The 16,913-nt window shown below is 76.2% G+C and carries 8 protein-coding genes and 1 pseudogene; 8 read left to right on the plus strand and 1 reads right to left on the minus strand.

Annotated elements, in window-relative coordinates:
• A pseudogene (locus tag AB0442_RS10960) lies at positions 1-605 on the minus strand (hypothetical protein); the annotation flags it as partial.
• A 928-nt stretch (positions 606-1,533) separates the two neighbouring features.
• Here AB0442_RS10960 and AB0442_RS10965 point away from each other — a divergent pair.
• The 8 genes from AB0442_RS10965 (at position 1,534) to AB0442_RS11000 (ending at position 16,907) form a co-directional block, all read left to right on the plus strand.
• Positions 1,534-4,455, plus strand: coding sequence for a toxin glutamine deamidase domain-containing protein (locus tag AB0442_RS10965; protein ID WP_366162137.1), 2,922 nt, complete (start codon positions 1,534-1,536; stop codon positions 4,453-4,455).
• A gap of 63 nt (positions 4,456-4,518) precedes the next feature.
• The gene (locus AB0442_RS10970) at positions 4,519-5,943 is read left to right on the plus strand and encodes an SUKH-4 family immunity protein (RefSeq protein WP_366162139.1); all 1,425 of its coding nucleotides are present in this window, start codon (positions 4,519-4,521) and stop codon (positions 5,941-5,943) included.
• A gap of 37 nt (positions 5,944-5,980) precedes the next feature.
• Complete coding sequence (locus AB0442_RS10975; protein ID WP_366162141.1) at positions 5,981-7,774, plus strand: ATP-binding protein; 1,794 nt, start codon at positions 5,981-5,983, stop codon at positions 7,772-7,774.
• A gap of 73 nt (positions 7,775-7,847) precedes the next feature.
• On the plus strand, positions 7,848-9,149 hold the full coding sequence (locus tag AB0442_RS10980) for an SUKH-4 family immunity protein (protein ID WP_366162143.1): 1,302 nt from the start codon (positions 7,848-7,850) through the stop codon (positions 9,147-9,149).
• Between the two features lie 583 nt (positions 9,150-9,732).
• Complete coding sequence (locus tag AB0442_RS10985; protein WP_366162145.1) at positions 9,733-10,311, plus strand: class I SAM-dependent methyltransferase; 579 nt, start codon at positions 9,733-9,735, stop codon at positions 10,309-10,311.
• A gap of 94 nt (positions 10,312-10,405) precedes the next feature.
• Positions 10,406-13,183 carry an alpha/beta fold hydrolase gene (locus AB0442_RS10990; protein WP_366162147.1) on the plus strand — a complete coding sequence of 926 codons (2,778 nt, stop codon included), beginning with the start codon at positions 10,406-10,408 and terminating at the stop codon, positions 13,181-13,183.
• On the plus strand, positions 13,180-14,049 hold the full coding sequence (locus tag AB0442_RS10995) for an ABC transporter permease (protein WP_344628112.1): 870 nt from the start codon (positions 13,180-13,182) through the stop codon (positions 14,047-14,049). The genes AB0442_RS10990 and AB0442_RS10995 overlap by 4 nt, the downstream gene beginning before the upstream one ends.
• Positions 14,050-14,228: 179 nt before the next feature.
• On the plus strand, positions 14,229-16,907 hold the full coding sequence (locus AB0442_RS11000) for an MXAN_6230/SCO0854 family RING domain-containing protein (protein WP_366162148.1): 2,679 nt from the start codon (positions 14,229-14,231) through the stop codon (positions 16,905-16,907).
• Positions 16,908-16,913 lie beyond the last annotated feature (6 nt).

Here is a 16,913-nt window from a genome sequence, read left to right on the forward strand (position 1 = left end):
GACGTCGGCCGGACGGTGAAGAAGGGCTGGGAGGAGGGCAAGTCCTCCGCGGAGAACTGGAAGCAGACGTTCGGGGAGTCGCTGCGCGACGGGCTGGGTTCGCGGGCCGGTGGCGCCGCCCGACACCACCTGGACAACGCGGCCGGGCACGGCAGCAGCCACGGTGAGGGCGGCAGCAGCCACGAGAGCGGCGGCAGCGAGAGCGGGAACGGCGGGGACTCCGGGTCGTCGAACTCCTCCAACTCCTCGGGTTCATCAGGCAGTTCTGGGTCGTCCCACTCACCTGAATCCGGCGGCTCCTCCGGTTCCTCGGGCGACAGCGGATCGTCCGGCGGCTCGAACTCCTCCGGCTCGTCCGGGTCTTCGAGCCCGACCGGCAGCGGCTCGTCCAGTGGTGGGTCGTCGGGGAGCGGTTCGTCCGGGAGTGGGCGGCCGAGCGGCGTGGACGCGAGCACCGGCACCGACCACACCTCCTCGGGCGCTCCGTCCGGGACGAGCGACGACTCCGGGTCCCACAACAGCAGCAGTGACGGCGGGTCCTCGACCCAGCACGGCAACGACGGCCGTGACAACCGGAGTTCGACACCGCTCGACCCGTTCGGCACCCGGCTGAGCTCCGACCCGGCGCCCGCTCCGGCAGCCCATCACACCCCGTCCGGCAGTGACGGCACCCCGCCGTCCGGCTCGCACACCCCCTCCTCCGGCCCCGACACCGGCTCTCCCACGCACACGGGTACGGACGGGCGGTCGACGCCGGCCTCGGACGGGCCTGTTCCCGCGCGGCACGACGGTGCGGACACGCCTCCGGCGCACACGGGTACGGACGGGCGGTCGACGCCGGCCTCGGACGGGCCTGCGCCGAGTCATCACGAGTCCTCGGACGGGCTGGCGCGTGCCGGTGACGGCCATGCGGACCGGTCCGGTGCGGACACCTCCCGGCCCGGGCCCGTTCCGGGGCATCCCACCCCCGACGCCGCCCCCGCTCCGGCACCGTCCCACGGCGGACCGCAGCACACCGGGGAAGGGCAGTCGTCGCACGGCACGCCGGACTCCCGTCCGGGGCCGGCCTCGGCCCACCCGACCCCCGACTCCGCTCCGGCTCCCGCGCACTCCGGTGACTCCCGTCCCGCGTACGGGCCGGTGCGCGGTGACGACGGCGCGTCCACGCCCTCGCGCGGCGGGGGCGACCACGGCACGCCCTCGTACGGCCCGGTGCGCGGCGGGGACGCCACTCCGGCGCCCGCGCACGCCTCTGACGGCGGCCCGTCCCGGCCGGGCGGCGACATCCCGTCCCAGCAGGACCGCTCCGGCCCGGCGCCGGACTCCGCGCCCGACCATCGCACGCCCGGTAACACGCCGGCCCCCGATCCGACGTCCGGTTCGCACGGCACGGGCGAGGGCAGGGGAGTGCCCTCGGCCGGCGGTGTGCCGCACGTGCCGTCGGCGGGCATCCCGTCGGGTGGCGTGCCGTCCGCGGGTCCGGACCACTCGCGCCCGACCCCCTCCTCCTCGGACGGGCCGCACCGCGCCACGGTGGAGACCGCCTCCACGGCGGTCGCCGACGCCCCGCCGACCCACACCCCGACCGCCGGTCCGGACGCGACCTCCGGTCAGCCCGGCCCGTCCGGCCAGAACGCGGGCACTCCCACGGCCACCGGTCCGATCGCGACCGGGCCCGTGCCGGGGGCCGGCGTGCCCGGCTCGGGCTCGCCGTCCGGCGGCACCCCGCCGCGCCAGGGCGGTCCCGTGCCCCACCCGGGTCATGGTGGTGACGGGCCGTCGACCAACCGTCCGACCACCGTGCCCGGCCAGTCCACCGGCCGCCCGGATCACGGTGACCGTCCGACCGGCCTCGGCCGCCGGCCCGGAACGGAGCGCCCCGGTACGGACCGGCCGGCCGCCATTCCGCGCCCCGACGCCGACCGGCCCTCGCGTCCGGACCCCCGGACGGCCGACCCGCGCAGCGCGGACCCGCGTACCGCCGACCAGCGGCCCTCCACCGACCGTCCGACCGGTGCCGCGCCGCGCCCGGCCGCCGATCGTCCGGCCGCCGATCGTCCGGGCGACGACGGCCCGGCACGAACGCCGGACACCGCCCGCCCCGACCACGGCTCGGACACCCGCCCGGAGGACCACGGCAAGTCGGAAGACCACGGCAAGGCCGACGAGCGGCAGGACCACGACCGGCCCGAGGGCGGGGACTCCCACACCGACCAGGACGGTCGCCCCGACGCCGACACGCCCCCGCACGAGCGCCCGCTCTCCGACAGCCGCCCGTACGACACGCCCGGTGGCCTGGCCCGGGTGGAGGAGCACCACCAGCAGGAGCTGGAGCGGCGCATCCCGCGCAACCCGGACGGCACCCCGCAGCGCCACCCGGACCCGTACGGGGACTGGCCGGGGGCGGTCAACGGGGACGGGCACCGCGAGCCCGGCCGCGACAACAACTGCCTGGACGTGGCGCTGTCCAGCGCCGACACCTACAGCGGCAACCCGAGCGCCGCCGCGGCCCGCACGGACGACGGCAGCCCGGACGGCGAGCGGGGCGGCCGGGACCGCGCCGAGCGCCAACTCGGTGCGCCGTTCCGGGACCTGGGCAACGGCGACCAGGCGTTCCACCGGCTGGAGGACACCCTCCGCCAGTCGGGCCACGGTTCGCAGGCGGTCATCGTCACCCAGGACGCGCACGGCCGTGCCCACGCCTGGAACGTGGTCAACCACAACGGCAAGATCGTCTACCTCGACAACCAGACCGGCGCGCGCAGCGACAAGCCGATCCACAACGGCGACCACGGCGTCTTCGCGATCCCGCTCGACGCCGACCGCCGCCCGATCACGTCCGATCACCGTCCCTCCGACGACGGCTCCCACGCCGGCCCCGACTCCCACGCCGGCTCCACCGGTCCGGGCCGGGACGGCAACTCCACGACCCGTTCCGACCACTCGGACCGCCCGGACCGCGCCGACAGGGCCGGTGACCCCGATCGGGACGGCGACTCCGCGGACCGCCGCCCTGCGGACCCGGCCGGCAAGACCAAGCACGACGCCGACGGGACGGAGTCGGACGCCGAGGCCGGGCCGCCCAAGAAGAAGCAGAAGCCGAGCCCCGACAACATGGAGGTGGACTCCGGGCACGGCCACACGCCGGGGGCCGGTACCTCGCACGACGGCACCACGCCGCACGACGAGACGATGGCGGACGCCGGCACCCCGGACGCCGGCACGCCGGACGACCGCCAGGGCTCGACGCCGTACCACGACGCCCAGCCCAAGGACCACACGCACTACAACATGCTCGGCGACGACGAGCAGCAGACGTTCCGCGGGCGCGAGAACGCCAAGGTGCGGCAGTCGGACCTGGACATCGCCCACGACTTCCTGCGGGACCGGTTCAACGACAAGTCGCTCGGCGACCTCCTGCAGGACACCGCCGACCAGGCGCGGCACAACAAGGACACCAAGGACGACCCGAACGCGGACTTCCAGCTCGCCTTTGACAAGGATGAGTTGGAGCGCAGGCTGCCCGGCTTCAAGGACCTGCACCAGAGCGAGCAGGGCGCCGTGGTGGCGGGCCTCGGCCGGCTGAGCCTGTCGTACCACCAGCAGTACGCGGTCGGTTCGAGCCCTGAGCACGCCTCCGACCCGTACCACTACCGCGACGACCACGACCGGTCGGACATGTCGGAGACAGAGGCCGAGAAGCAGCAGAACGACAAGCACCACGAGGACGACCAGTCCCGCGGTGTGGCCACCCACCAGAACCACGACTTCTGGCAGGGACCCCGGGGCAACGAGCACCGCCCGCTGAAGGAGGGGGAGACGCCCCAGGGGCCGAGCCCGGCCCGGTTGGTCCGCGAGCACATGGTCGAGCGGTACCGGGAGCTGCACCCGGACAAGGCGCACCTGACCGACCGCCAGGTGGAGCTCGCGATCCGCCGGGAGACCATCGCGCACGTCAAGGGCGACCACCGGCCCGACTTCACCGGAAAGAACTACGCCGCGATCGAGGTGGTCGACGGCGACGGCAAGGTCCGGTACGTCGTGGACAGCTCGCTGCCGCCGGGCAAGGCCGGCATGCAGCCGGAGCACTCCGAGCCGCACCTGGGCCGCTGGATCGAACGGCTCAACCAGCGTGCGGAGGCGGGCGACTACACGGTGGCCAGCCTCTGGACGGAGCGTGAGCCCTGCGGCCAGGGCGCGGGCCACGGGCACTGCTCGCGCTACCTGACCGAGTCGCTGCCCGACACGGAGGTCGGCTACGGCGTCGGCTACCGCAAGGGCGACATGGCGGACGGCCACGACACCGACGCCGAACGGGAGACGGCGGCCGCCAAGATGGAGCAGGACATGCAGGACCACCTCAACCGCCTCGGCGACCTGTGGTACGACATGGCCGTCAGCGGCGAGCTGAACCGGGACCGGACCCCGAACCAGCACGTCCCGCAGCAGCAGTGACAATCGACCGCAGTGACATCGACGCAGTGACCACCGCCGACCAGTCCCACCCGTGGAGGCGCCATGACCCCCGGCCCTGACCAGACCCCCGGCCCCGCCGGTGGCTTCGACGTGCGCGAGCTGCCCGTGCTGATCGAGCAGCCGCAGTTCCTGGCACGGGTCGGCCGGGCGGAGCTGCTGGCGGCGATCGCCGAGTGCTGGCCCGACGGGGTGCCCGCCGGGACCCTTGCGGAGGACATCCACCACCTCGACCGGCTGGGCGTGCGGCCGGGCGCCGACCAGGGCGCGGAGTGGCTCGCCTGGCTGCACCTGCTGCTCGTCAGCCACGGCAGGTCCGAGGACGCCGCTGCCCTGGTGGCGGCCGCGCCGCGGCTGCCCTGGCGCACGGTCTGGTCGCGCTGGGTCCCGCCGGGCGCCCGTGCCGCCTGTTCGGCCCCCGGCGGCCGGGTGACCGGACTGCAGCTGGTGGAGCGCGACGGGCAGCAGCTGGTCCTCGCCCACGAGGCGTTCGTACTGGCGCGGATGGAGCGGATGGAGCCCGACGACGAGGAGGGCTTCTACGAGTACGCGGTGGACCTGCGCACCGGCGAGCCGGTCGCCGGGCCGAAGCTCTACCGGCCGTACGCGCACGACGAGTTCCCCGAGGACTACGTCCCGCTGCTGCCCGCGGACCTGCCGCGGCGGGGCGAGGGGGCGACCAACGGGCCGGACGGCTGGGAGGGCGCGGCGAAGGCGCTCCCGGTCTGCCACGAGCAGGTCGCCCACGCCGTCCGGACGGGCGCGCTCGCGGTGCTCGGCGGCGGCTGGGGGTACTACGCCGTCGAGATCGACGAGGCCGCGGCCGTGCTCGACGACGCGGCGACCCCGGTCTGGCCGATGCCCGCCGAGGACGACGTGACGACCCGGGTCGCCCCGGCGGAGCTGCCCGGCGCAGCCCGGACGGTGACCCGCGGCTGGCTGGCCGACCGGTTCGGAGCCGACCGCCTGTGGTCCGCCGACCCGGCCGAACTCCCCGAGGGCCTGGAGCACGGCCCGACCCGCCGCTTCCTGACCGAGGTCGGCCTGCCCGCCGGCCGGATCCCGCTGCTGGACCTCAGCGGCGAGGTGCTCGCGCAGGAGGGCCTCGGCGAACTTCGCACCGAGGACTTCCGGGACACCGACGAGGACGGCGACGACCGCGGCGAGTTCTGCTACCTGATCGCCAAGGACCTGGAGCGGCTGATCGTCGTGGACGGTGCCACCGGCCGGGTCGGCCTGTACGACCCCGACCGGTACGAGGGCGACTACGACAGCGGCCCGGTCGCCTCCTCCGTCGAACAGTTCGCCGCCCTGTTGCGGCTGTACGCGTCGTTCTACTACGGCGCCACCGCGGCCGAACTGGCCGACGCCGAGCGGGCGCTGCGGGTGTGGGCCGAGGAGCTCGACCCGGTGACGGCCTCCTCCACGTTCTGGCAGGAGGTCTTCCAGGACCGCGAGGACTTCGAGTGACCCCGCCCCGGTACGGCACGAGCCCGGAGACGACCAGGTGAACGATCCGACGACCCACCAGCCGCACCCCCACGTGGGCGGACGCGGCGAGGCGCTGCGCGCACTCGCGGCCTGGCACGCCGCCGGGCCGTCGGCCCCGCGGGTGGTGCTGCTGACCGGCCGTCCGGGCTCCGGCCGGTCCCGGCTGCTCACCGGCTTCCTGATGCTGTGCGACCCCGTGTCCCGCGAGCGGATCGACCTCGGCGCGCTCGACCCGGCCACCGTGCCCGCAGCCGAACTGCCGCCGCCGGCGGTCTGCGACCCGGACGGACTCACCGCGGCCCAGCTGCTGTGGACGGCCGCCGACGTCCTCGGCCTCGACGTCGACCGCACCGAGGACCTGCTCCACCGGCTCGCCGAGGAGCGCACCACCGCCACGGCTCTCGTCGTCCCGGACGTCGACCGGGCCGGGCCGCTGCGCGCCCTGCGCGAACCCGGGCGGGTCGCCGCCGAGGTCCTGCTGCCGCTGGCGCTCTCGCCGTGGGTGCGGATGCTCGCCGACGTGCCGAAGGAACAGGCCGCCTGGCTCGCCGAGCGGATCCCCGCCGGGCAGCTGCAGGTGATCGACCTGGACGAGGCACCCTGGGCGGACCCGCAGGCACTGGTCCGGCAGGCCGAGTACATGCTGGACCGGCCCGCCCTCGCCGCTGACCTGGCCGCCCGGGCCGCCGGCCCGCTGGTGGTGCGGCTCGCCGCCTGGTCGCTGCGCGCCGCCCCGGACGACGGCCCGGTGGAGCTCCCGGCCGGCATCGGTGACGTCCTCGACCAGCACGCCGGGCGCTGCGGCGCCGACGAGCTGACGCTGCGCCGGCTGCTCGCCCCGCTCGCCCTGGCCGGGGACGGCGCGGCCGTGCCGTTCCTGCTCTGGGCGCCGCTCGCCTCCGCGGTCGCCGGCCGCGACCTGTCCAAGGCCTTCGCCGACAGTCAGGCCCTGCTGCTGCCGTTCTTCGAACTGGTCGGGGAGCGCGACGACCCCGCGGTGCGCCTGGTGCATCCGGAGATCGGCGCCGAGCTCCGCGAACGCTTCGGCTCGACCGTCCGCGAGGCGCAGCGCCGGATCGCCGCCGTCCTGGCCAACGGCCTGCCGGCCGGCCCCGGCAGGTGGGAGCACGCCGCGCCGTACGTGCGCGAGCACCTCACCGGGCACGCCCTGGAGGCCGGGACGCTGCCCGAACTGCTCGCCGACCCGGGCTTCCTGGTGCACGCCGGGCAGGTCCGGCTGCGGGCCGCCGTCGAGCACTTGGCGGCCGCCGGTACCGAGCTGCCGCCACTCGCCCGCACCTGGCTGCGGCTGGCACCGCTGTTCACCCGCACCGAGGCCGGTCCGCTGCTGCGCGCCGCGCTGCTGGAGCACGCCTGCCGCCAGGACGGCCTGCCCGCCCCCGACCTCGGGCCCGGCCTGCCCTGGCGGACGCTGTGGGCCCGCCCGCTGCCGGGCGTCACCGCGCTGACCGCGGCGACCGCACCCGACGGCACGACCGTCGTGGCGGCCCGCGTCGCCGGCGCGGAGCCCGGACTCGCCGTCCACGCGGTGCCGACCGGCGAGCCGGTCGGTGTCCCCGCCGAGCAGCTGACGCCGCTGACCGAGGAGCAGCGGGCTGCCTGTCCGGTGCGGCTCGGCATCGGCGGCGACTACGTGCGGCTGTGGCCGCGGGAGGAGGGCGACCCGGTCGGGGTCTTCCTCTCCGCGGGCCCGCTCGGCGGTGCCGACGTCACCCCGGACGGTGTGCTGCTGCTCGCCGACGCCGCCGGGCTGAGCGCCCTGCGGCTCACCCCGTCCGCCCCGGTGTGAGCCGGGCCGCGGCAGCAGTGCGTACCCCCAACCACCGGGCCCCCGGGCCCAGGTCCTGAAGGAGAACGACCGCGTGACGACCCGCGCGCAGGCCGTCGAGGCGGCCCACCAGTGGATCAACGGCGACCGGCCCGAGGAGCAGTGGCGCACCGTCGGCGTCCACGAGTTCGACCTGGGCTGGGTGGTCTGGGCGGAGGCCGAGGAGGCCTGGGCCGGTGCGTCCGAGGGCGAGCGGCGGGCGCCCGCCGACATCGGCTCCGCCAGTGCCGTGGTCGACCGGGAGACCGGCAGGCTCACCACCTGGCCGTCGGTGCCGGTCGAGGAGGTCGTCCAGCTCTACCGCGACAGCCTCGGCGCCGGCAGCTACGACCCCGACCGGCCGCTCGCGACCGGTCCCGGGGCCACCGCCGTGCTCACCTACCGGGACGCGGACGGCAAGGAGCAGACGCTGTTCCGGATGTCCTCCCCGGGCGGCGCGCACCCCGAACTGGAGGCCTGGCGCACCCTGCAGCAGCAGGGCGTGCGGCCCGAGGACGTCCTCGCCGTCCACTCCGACCTGCGGCCCTGCGAGCTGCCGGGCGGCTACTGCGCCGCCGCCCTGCTCGCCGAACTGCCGGTCGCGGCCTTCTCCTACGGCCACGACTACGGTCCGCGGTTCAACCGCCGCGCCGCCGCGGTCCGTGCCCTGACGGGCGCCACCGAGCAGCTCTTCCGCGAGGCCGGGCGGCCGCTGCCGCCGCACCCCAACCGGGCGCCGTTCCCGCGGGGGGCCGAGGCCGCCGGGCCGGAGCGGGACGCCGCCCTCGGCCGCCGCCTCGCCGAGCAGTTCGGTGCCGAAGGCGTGCACCGCTTCGACGCGGACGACACCGCTGCCACCGCGCTCCCGGAGGCCGCCCGCGCCAGCCTGGTCTGGGCCGGCCTGCCGGCCCGGGTCGAGGGCTTCTTCACGCTGCTGCCGGGCCTGCCCGACGTCGCCGCCCACCTCGACGCGTCCGGCCGCGGCAGCCGCGTCCCGGACGCCGCCCGTGCGGTGCTCGCCGAGTACGTGCTGATCGGCACCGACGGGCACGCCCTCGTCGCCGTGCAGTGCGGCGACGGCGGGACCGGCACCGGCGAGGGCGTGGGCCGCATCTGGGCGGTCGACCCCGACAACGGGACGGGCCGCTACGTCAACCGCGACCTCTCGGCGTACGTGCGCTGCCTCGCCCTCCTCGCGGCCCACCGCCCGGCCCGTCGCGGCCTCGACCCGCACGCCGCCGCCGATGCCACCGACGGTTTCCAGCAGCAGCTGGCGGCGCTCGACCCCACCGTCTTCCAGGACCCGGAGAACTGGTGGGCCGTCGTCGTCGAGCAGATGTGGGACGGCCTGCTCTGAGCGGACGCGCCGGACGAACCCGGCAGCTCGCCGGGACGACCCCGGAGTCCTTCCCCACCGCGGGCGCCCTCCCGGCCCGCCGTCCGGACGCCCGCCGCACCGGCGGCCCCGACCGCCGCGGACTCCCGGACGGACTCCGGCCGCGGCACGCTCTGGACCGCAGGGCTCCCGGCGGAGGGCCTGGAGGAGTGGGACGCGGAGACCGCCGGGGACGGCCGCCCGCGGCACCCGTACCGGATCGGCGGGTGGCTCGGCGGCGACCTGCTGCTGGACGGCTCCGGCGGCGAGGTCCTGCTGGAGGACCCCGACGGCGACACCGCGCACGCCGCCGACCCGCTGCCGGTCTCCTTCGCCGTGCTGCGCCCGCTCTGCGACCCCGGCCGTACCGTCCGCCGGGTCAACCGCCGCTACGCGGCCGCACAGACGGACCGCCGGCTGCACGCCCTGGACCCGGAGGCGGCGGAGGGCTGCTGGTACCCGCTCCTGCACGAGCAGCACGAACCGGACCCCGCACTGCGGGGGACGAACGCTGAACCCGCACAAGGAACTGCACCGACCCGAACCCCCGCGGCAGACTGGCCCGATGGACGACACACTCACCCGACTGCCGCCCGCCGTCGCCGCGTTGCGGGCCGCCGGGGCCGCCCACGGCTTCACGCTCTCCTGCGAGGAGCGGACGGGCGCCCTGCTCGCCGTCCTCGCCGCCGCCCGGCCCGGCGGACGGATCCTGGAACTCGGCACCGGCGTCGGCGAGGGCACGGCCTGGCTGCTCAGCGGCATGGACGCCGACGCCCGGCTGGTCAGCGTCGAGCTGGACGGCGCCGTGCAGGACCTCGCCCGCGCCGAGCTCGGCGGGGACGGGCGCTGCGCGTTCGTCGCCGCGGACGGCGGGGCCTGGCTGGAGGCGTACCGCGGCGAGCCCTTCGACCTGGTCTTCGCCGACACCTGGCCGGGCAAGTTCACCCACCTGGAACGGGCCCTGGACCTGGTCGCCCCCGGCGGCACCTACCTGATCGACGACCTGCTGCCGCTGCCCGCTTGGCCCGCCGAGCACACCGCCGCCGTCCACCGGCTCGTCGGCCACCTGACCGGCCGCCCGGACTTCCGCACCGTCCGGCTCGCCTGGTCGACCGGCCTGCTCATGGCGGTGAGGACCGCCTGACTCCCGACCGCACCGCACCCGAACGACCGGCGCGGATGACGTGATCGCGCCCTTTACGGGCTCCCTACCCCGAACGGGGTTAGGGTCGGTGGCCATGGGGTTCGGGTGGGCCCGGCGCCTCCGCCGGCTGGGACGGCGTGCGCTGGTGGCATGGGTGGTTGCGGCGGTGCTGGTCGTCGTGGGGGCGATCGGCACCGCCGCCGGCGGTTCCGGGCCCGAGGTGCGCCAGGAGGACCGCTTCCTCGCCATGCCCGAGACACCGGGCAGCAGCGCGACCGTCCGCATCGACACCTCGTTCTTCACCACCGGCACCTCGCCGCGCCCGGCGATCCTGCTCGCGCACGGCTTCGGCGGCTCCAAGGAGGGCGAACGCGACCGGGCCCGGCAGCTCGCCCGTGCCGGGTACGCCGTCCTCACCTGGTCCGCCCGCGGCTTCGGCCACTCCGGCGGCCGGATCGGCCTGGACGCGCCGGACCGCGAGATCCAGGACGTCACCCGGCTCGTCGACTGGCTCGCGAAGCGGCCCGAGGTGCAGCTCGACAAGGCCGGCGACCCGCGGGTCGGCATCACCGGCGCCTCCTACGGCGGCGGGGCCGCCCTGCTCGGCGCCGCCTACGACCCGCGGATCGACGCGGTCGCCGCCGGCATCACCTGGTGGAACCTCGCCGACGCGCTCTTCCCGCAGGCCGCCCAGGGCTCGACCGCCGCCGACGGCGTCTTCAAGAAGCTCTGGGCCGGCCTGTTCTTCACCACCGGCTCGGCCGGCGCCGCCACCGGCGGGCTCGCCGGCGCGCCCCGCGACGGACAGCAGGACGGGCAGCCCGGCGGACCGCAGGGCGCGGTCGGCTGCGGCCGCTTCCTCGACGAGCTGTGCACCATGTACGACCGGGTCGCCGCGGCCGGCCGCCCCGACGCCGAGGCGGTCGCGGTGCTGGAGAGGTCCAGCCCGTCCTCGGTCGCCGACCGGATCAAGGTGCCCACCCTCGTCGTCCAGGGCCAGCAGGACTCGCTCTTCCCGCTCGACCAGGGCGACCGGATCGCCAAGGCCGTCGCCGCCAACGGCGCGCCCGTCGCCGTCGACTGGTTCGCCGGCGGGCACGACGGCGGCACCGAGGGCAGCGAACGCACCGACGCCCGGGTCACCGCCTGGTTCGACCACCACCTGGCCGGCAAGTCCACCGGCACCGGCCCCGCCTTCCGGGTCACCCGCACCGGCGGCGTCGACTCCACCGGCTTCCAGGCCGTGCTGCGCGGTGCCGACGCCGACGCGTACCCGGGCCTCGGCGGCACCGCCACCCGCAGCGTCGAACTCGCCGGCCGCGAGCAGACCGTCGCCAACCCGCCCGGCGGCGCCCCGCCGAACATCTCCACCGTCCCCGGCATCGGCGCGCTCTCCCAGGCCGCCGCCCTCGGCAGCGGCCTCGCCCTCGACTTCCCCGGCCAGTACGCCGCGTTCGACTCCGACCCGCTGACGACCGCGCTCGACCTCACCGGCCAGGCCCGCGCCTCGATCACCGTGCACGCAGACCGGCCCGACGCGGTGCTCTTCGCCAAGCTCTACGACCTCGGCCCGGACGGCAAGCAGACCCTGCCGCAGCAACTCGTCGCCCCGCTGCGGGTCACCGGCGCCGACGCCCCCGGCGGCCGCACCGTGCAGATCGCGCTGCCCGCCGTCGACCACTCCTTCCCGGCCGGGCACCGGCTGCGGCTCGTCCTCGCCTCCACCGACCTGGCCTACGCCTCCCCGGCACAGCCCGCCACCTACACCGTCTCCGCCGCCGGGCCGCTCGCCCTCCCGACCGTGGCCGGCCTGCACACCGAGGCCGCCCCGCTGCCCGCCCGGGTCTGGGTGCTGCCGCTGCTCGCCGTCGCCGCCGCGGCCGGGCTGCTCCTGCTGCGCCGCCGGCGCCGCCCGCAGCTGCCCGCCGACCCGGCGCTCGCCGGTGTCCCGCTGCAGATCACCGGCCTCAGCAAGCGCTACAAGGGCGCCGCCGACCGGTACGCGGTGCGCGAGCTGTCCTTCCGCGCCGAACAGGGCCAAGTGCTCGGCCTGCTCGGCCCGAACGGCGCCGGGAAGACCACCACCCTGCGCATGCTGATGGGGCTGATCCGCCCCGACGAGGGCGAGATCCGGATCTTCGGGCACGCGGTGCGGGCCGGTGCGCCCGTGCTGTCGCGGGTCGGCGCCTTCGTCGAGGGCGCCGGCTTCCTGCCGCACCTCACCGGCCGCGCCAACCTGGAGCTGTACTGGCAGGCCACCGGCCGCCCCGCCGAGGACGCCCACCTGGAGGAGGCGCTCGCCATCGCCGACCTCGGCGAGGCCCTCGACCGCGCCGTCCGCACCTACTCCCAGGGCATGCGACAGCGCCTCGCCATCGCCCAGGCCATGCTCGGCATGCCCGACCTGCTGATCCTCGACGAGCCGACCAACGGCCTCGACCCGCCGCAGATCCGCGAGATGCGCGAGGTGATGATCCGGTACGCCGCCGGCGGCCGCACCGTCATCGTCTCCAGCCACCTGCTGTCCGAGGTCGAGCAGAGCTGCACCCACCTCGTCGTCATGGACCGCGGCCGCCTGGTCACCGCCGGGGCCGTCGGCGAGATCGTCGGCGGCGGCGAGCAACTGCTCGTCTCCACCGCGCCCGGGTACGGCTCCGAGGAGCTCGCCGCGGCCGCCGACAAGCTCGCCGCGCTCGACGGCGTCGTCTCGGCGGAGCCGGCCGACGGCGGCCTGCTCGTCCGCCTCGACGACGGCGGCAGCGCCGCACGGCTGGTCGTCGAACTCGTCCGCCTGGAGGTGCCCGTGACGGGCGTCGGCCCGCAGCGCCGCCTGGAGGACGCCTTCCTGTCCCTGATCGGAGGCCCGGCATGAGCAGCACCGCACCCGCTCCTGCCGCGGAGCAGGCGGCGGCCGGCTACTCGGCCCGCCGCACCCTGCCGCTGCGCGTCGAGGCGGTGCGCCAACTCCGGCGCCGCCGCACCCTGGTGATCGGCGGGCTGCTCGCCGCGCTGCCGTTCGTCATCCTCGCGGCCTTCCAGATCGGCGGCACCCCCGACCGGCCGGACCGCACCACCTTCATCGAACTCGCCACCTCCTCCGGGCCGAACTTCGCCGCCACCCTGCTCTTCATGGGCACCGGCTTCCTGCTGGTCATCCCGGTCGCGCTGTTCTGCGGCGACACGGTGGCCTCGGAGGCCGGCTGGTCCTCGCTGCGCTACCTGCTGGCCGCGCCGGTGCCCCGGGCCCGGCTGCTGGCCCGCAAGTTCACCGTCGGGCTGGCCTTCTCCGCCGCCGCGATCGTGCTGCTGCCGCTGGTCGGCCTCGCCGTCGGCACCGCCGCCTACGGCTGGGGCGACCTGAAGCTGCCCACCGGCACCAGCCTGCCCGCCGCCACCGCCCTGCCCCGGCTCGGCCTCGCCGTCTGCTACGTGATCCTCGCCGAACTCGTCATCGCGGCGCTGGCGTTCTGGCTCTCCACCGCCACCGACGCCCCGCTCGGCGCGGTCGGCGGCGCCGTCTTCCTCTCCATCATCACCGGCGTCCTGGACGCCGTCACCGCCCTCGGCGACCTCCGCGAGTGGCTGCCCGCCCACTGGCAGTACGCCTGGGCCGACGCCCTCCAGCCCCACCTCGAATGGGGCGGGATGATCCAGGGCGTCTCGCTCTCCGTGTCCTACGCGATCGTCCTGCTCGCGCTCGCCTTCCGCGGCTTCGCCCGCAAGGACGTGGTCTCCTGACGCACCGCAGGGCCGCGGTTTAATCGCTGGCGGCCCCGGGCGGGGCTGCACTAGGGTCGCGGATGCGGGCGGCTCCGCGGCGTGCTTCCTTCTCCTTCCTCCTCGAAAAGAACCAGCGCGCCCCCTCTCCGCCCCCCTTCTTCCTCTCCCGCCTTCGCATCCCCCGGGGGATTCTCCGTATGACCCGAGTCGCCTCGGCTGACGTCGACGTCGACCTCGATTCGTTCCTGCTCCGCCGCCGCGGAGCCGTCTGTGTCCCGACCGCGGGCCTGCTGCCCGCCGCGGACCCCTGGAGCACCGCCGGCCTGGTCGCGCTGGACGCCGACCTCGCCCAGCGAGGCCACCTGCTCACCGCCGGCCTGCGCGCCTCCCTGGCCCGGCTCACGCCCACCGCGCTGGCCGCCGTCGGAGGCGGACTGCTCGCCCGGATCGACCACCGGCTCGGCGCCGACCGCCGGCACCTCACCCTGTTCCACCGGTTCCCGGACGCGGTGCCCGACCACGCGCACGTCCTCTACTCGCGCAGCATCCGCGCCTTCCTGCTCAACCAGCCGCGCCAGCCCTGCGCGCACTGCGGCCGGACGGGCGCCGAGGCGGGCATCGCCGCCCTCGCCCCCTGCGCCCACCTGCTCTGCCCCGGCTGCCACGACGGCCTGACGGCCCAAGGACGCGGCGACCGCTGCCCGTTGTGCGCCACCCCGCTCGCCGACGAACCCTGGCTCGGCGAGGACAACCCGGCCGGCCGCAAGGCCGCCGAGGAGTTCGGCGGTGAGCAGACGCTCCGCCCGCTGCGCCTCGCCGAGGGCGAGACCCTCGACGTCGCACTGGCCGAACTGTCCCGGCTGCTCGCCCGCCGCACCCCGCTCGACCCGCAGGACCGCGAGGACCTCGCCGCACTGCTCGCCCTCGCCCCCGACGACCTGGCGATGCGCCTCCCCGCGCAGATCCCCGTCCGCGAGACCAAGGCCGTCGTCCTCACCGCCCTGCTGCGCCGCGACCCGGACGACGCCCTGCCGGTGCTCGCCGAACGGATCGACACCGCCACCGACGTGCTGCGGCTGCTCTGGTCCTGGTCCGGCGCCGAGCCCGACCTGCTGCCCGCCACCGCCCGGCGGCTGCGGCTGCGCAACCTGCCCCGCCCGCTGCGCCGCGGCCTGCTGGCGATCCTCGACGGCCTGCCGCTGCCCTCGCTCGCCGAGGACCTGCGCCGCCACCGCTCCGCCTGGCTGCGGGCCGGCGAACTCCTCCACCCGTACGAGTACCGGGACCGCTACCCGACGATCACCGCGGCCTTCGTGCTGCTGCGGGAGACCGACCTGCGGGAGCACCCGGTCGGCGCCGGGTTCGCCGAACCGCCGCACCCGCTGCGGGTGGTGGAGAGCGGCGGCCGCACCAGGCTCGGCTTCACCGGCTTCGCCGGCCGGGCCGAGTCCCGGCTCGCCGCCGGGGACGTCGCCGGCGCGGCCCGCACCCTGGCCGCCCGGCCCGGCGAACTCGCCCGCCGCCTGCACCACCTGCTCCGGGTGCAGGCCGCCACCGCCCCCGGCGAACCACTGCCCGCGGACGTGCTGCGCACCGTCACCGACGCCCTGCGCGGCGCCGCCCCCGGCCCGCTGCTCGGCGCCTACGGCCGGCTGCGCGGCCACCGCGAACAGGGCGAGCGCCGGCTGTACTTCCCGCGCGGCACCGTCTCCCTGGCGCACGCCCGGGAGGACCACGGCACCGTCGTCCCGGCCGAACTCGCCCGGCCCGTCGTGGCGGCCGTCGAGGCCGAACTGCTGCGGCGGTGCGCGGGGGAGCGCTACGACCTGGCCCTGATCGACGAGGGCCTCGCCGACCTGGTGGTGCCGTTCGCCGAGCGGGCCGCCGCCAAGACCCTGGTCGCCGTCCCGCGCGGCAGCCGGCAGCGCCTGCCCGCGGGCGAGCGCCTGCGGCTGTTCCTGCACTGGATGCAGCCCGAGCACCTGCGGGTGGACCTCGACCTCTCGGTCGCGCTGTACGACGCCGAGTGGCGGTTCACCGGGCTGTGCGACTACACCGAGCTGGTGCACGGCGACCGGGCGGCCGTCCACTCCGGGGACTTCGTCTCCGCGCCGCCGCCGCACGGCGCCACCGAGTTCGTCGACCTGGACCTCGGCCGGCTCGCCGCCGCCGGCAGCCGCTACGCGGTGATGATCGTCTTCAGCTACAACGACGTCGCCTTCGAGCAGCTCACCGACGCCTTCGCGGGCTTCATCCAGCTCTCCGCGGCCGACCGCGGTGCCGGTCACTACGACCCGAAGGCAGTCCGGCAGCGGCTCGACCTGATGGGCGACGCCAAGGTCTGCGTCCCGATGATCGTCGACCTGGCGGACCGCCGCTACACCTGGACGGACCTCAACACCGGGGCGGACGGCGGCTTCCACAGCGTCCGCCGGTACAGCGAGGAGGTCGGCCGGCTCTCCAAGGACGTCCTCGACCACTTCTCCCCGGGCAACCGGGCCACCCTGTGGGACCTCGCCGTCGCGCAGGCCGCCGCAGGCGCCGACGAGGTGCTCGTCCGCGGCCGGGACGGTGCGGGGTTGCGCAGCTGGCGCCGCCACGAGGACGAGCCGGTGGACGCCTTCGCCGCCCGTCTGCGGCAGCTCGCCGGCCCGGACGCGGCCGAGCGGGCCACCGCCACCGAACGCCTGGCCGGCACCCGGGCGTTCGTCGCCCTGGTGGACGGCGACGTCCCCGCCCCGGAGAAGCTGTCCGGCTCCGCCTACCGCCTCTACCCGGGCCCCTTCGACGCCGCCCCCGAAGAGGTCGAACGGCTCACCGCCGGAGACCTGCTCGCCCGCTTCGCGCCCGCCGATGGTGCTCGGACAGCCACGTAGGTGCCC

The sequence above is a fragment of the Kitasatospora sp. NPDC085895 genome (genome assembly GCF_040702125.1).
Lineage (GTDB): Bacteria > Actinomycetota > Actinomycetes > Streptomycetales > Streptomycetaceae > Kitasatospora > Kitasatospora arboriphila.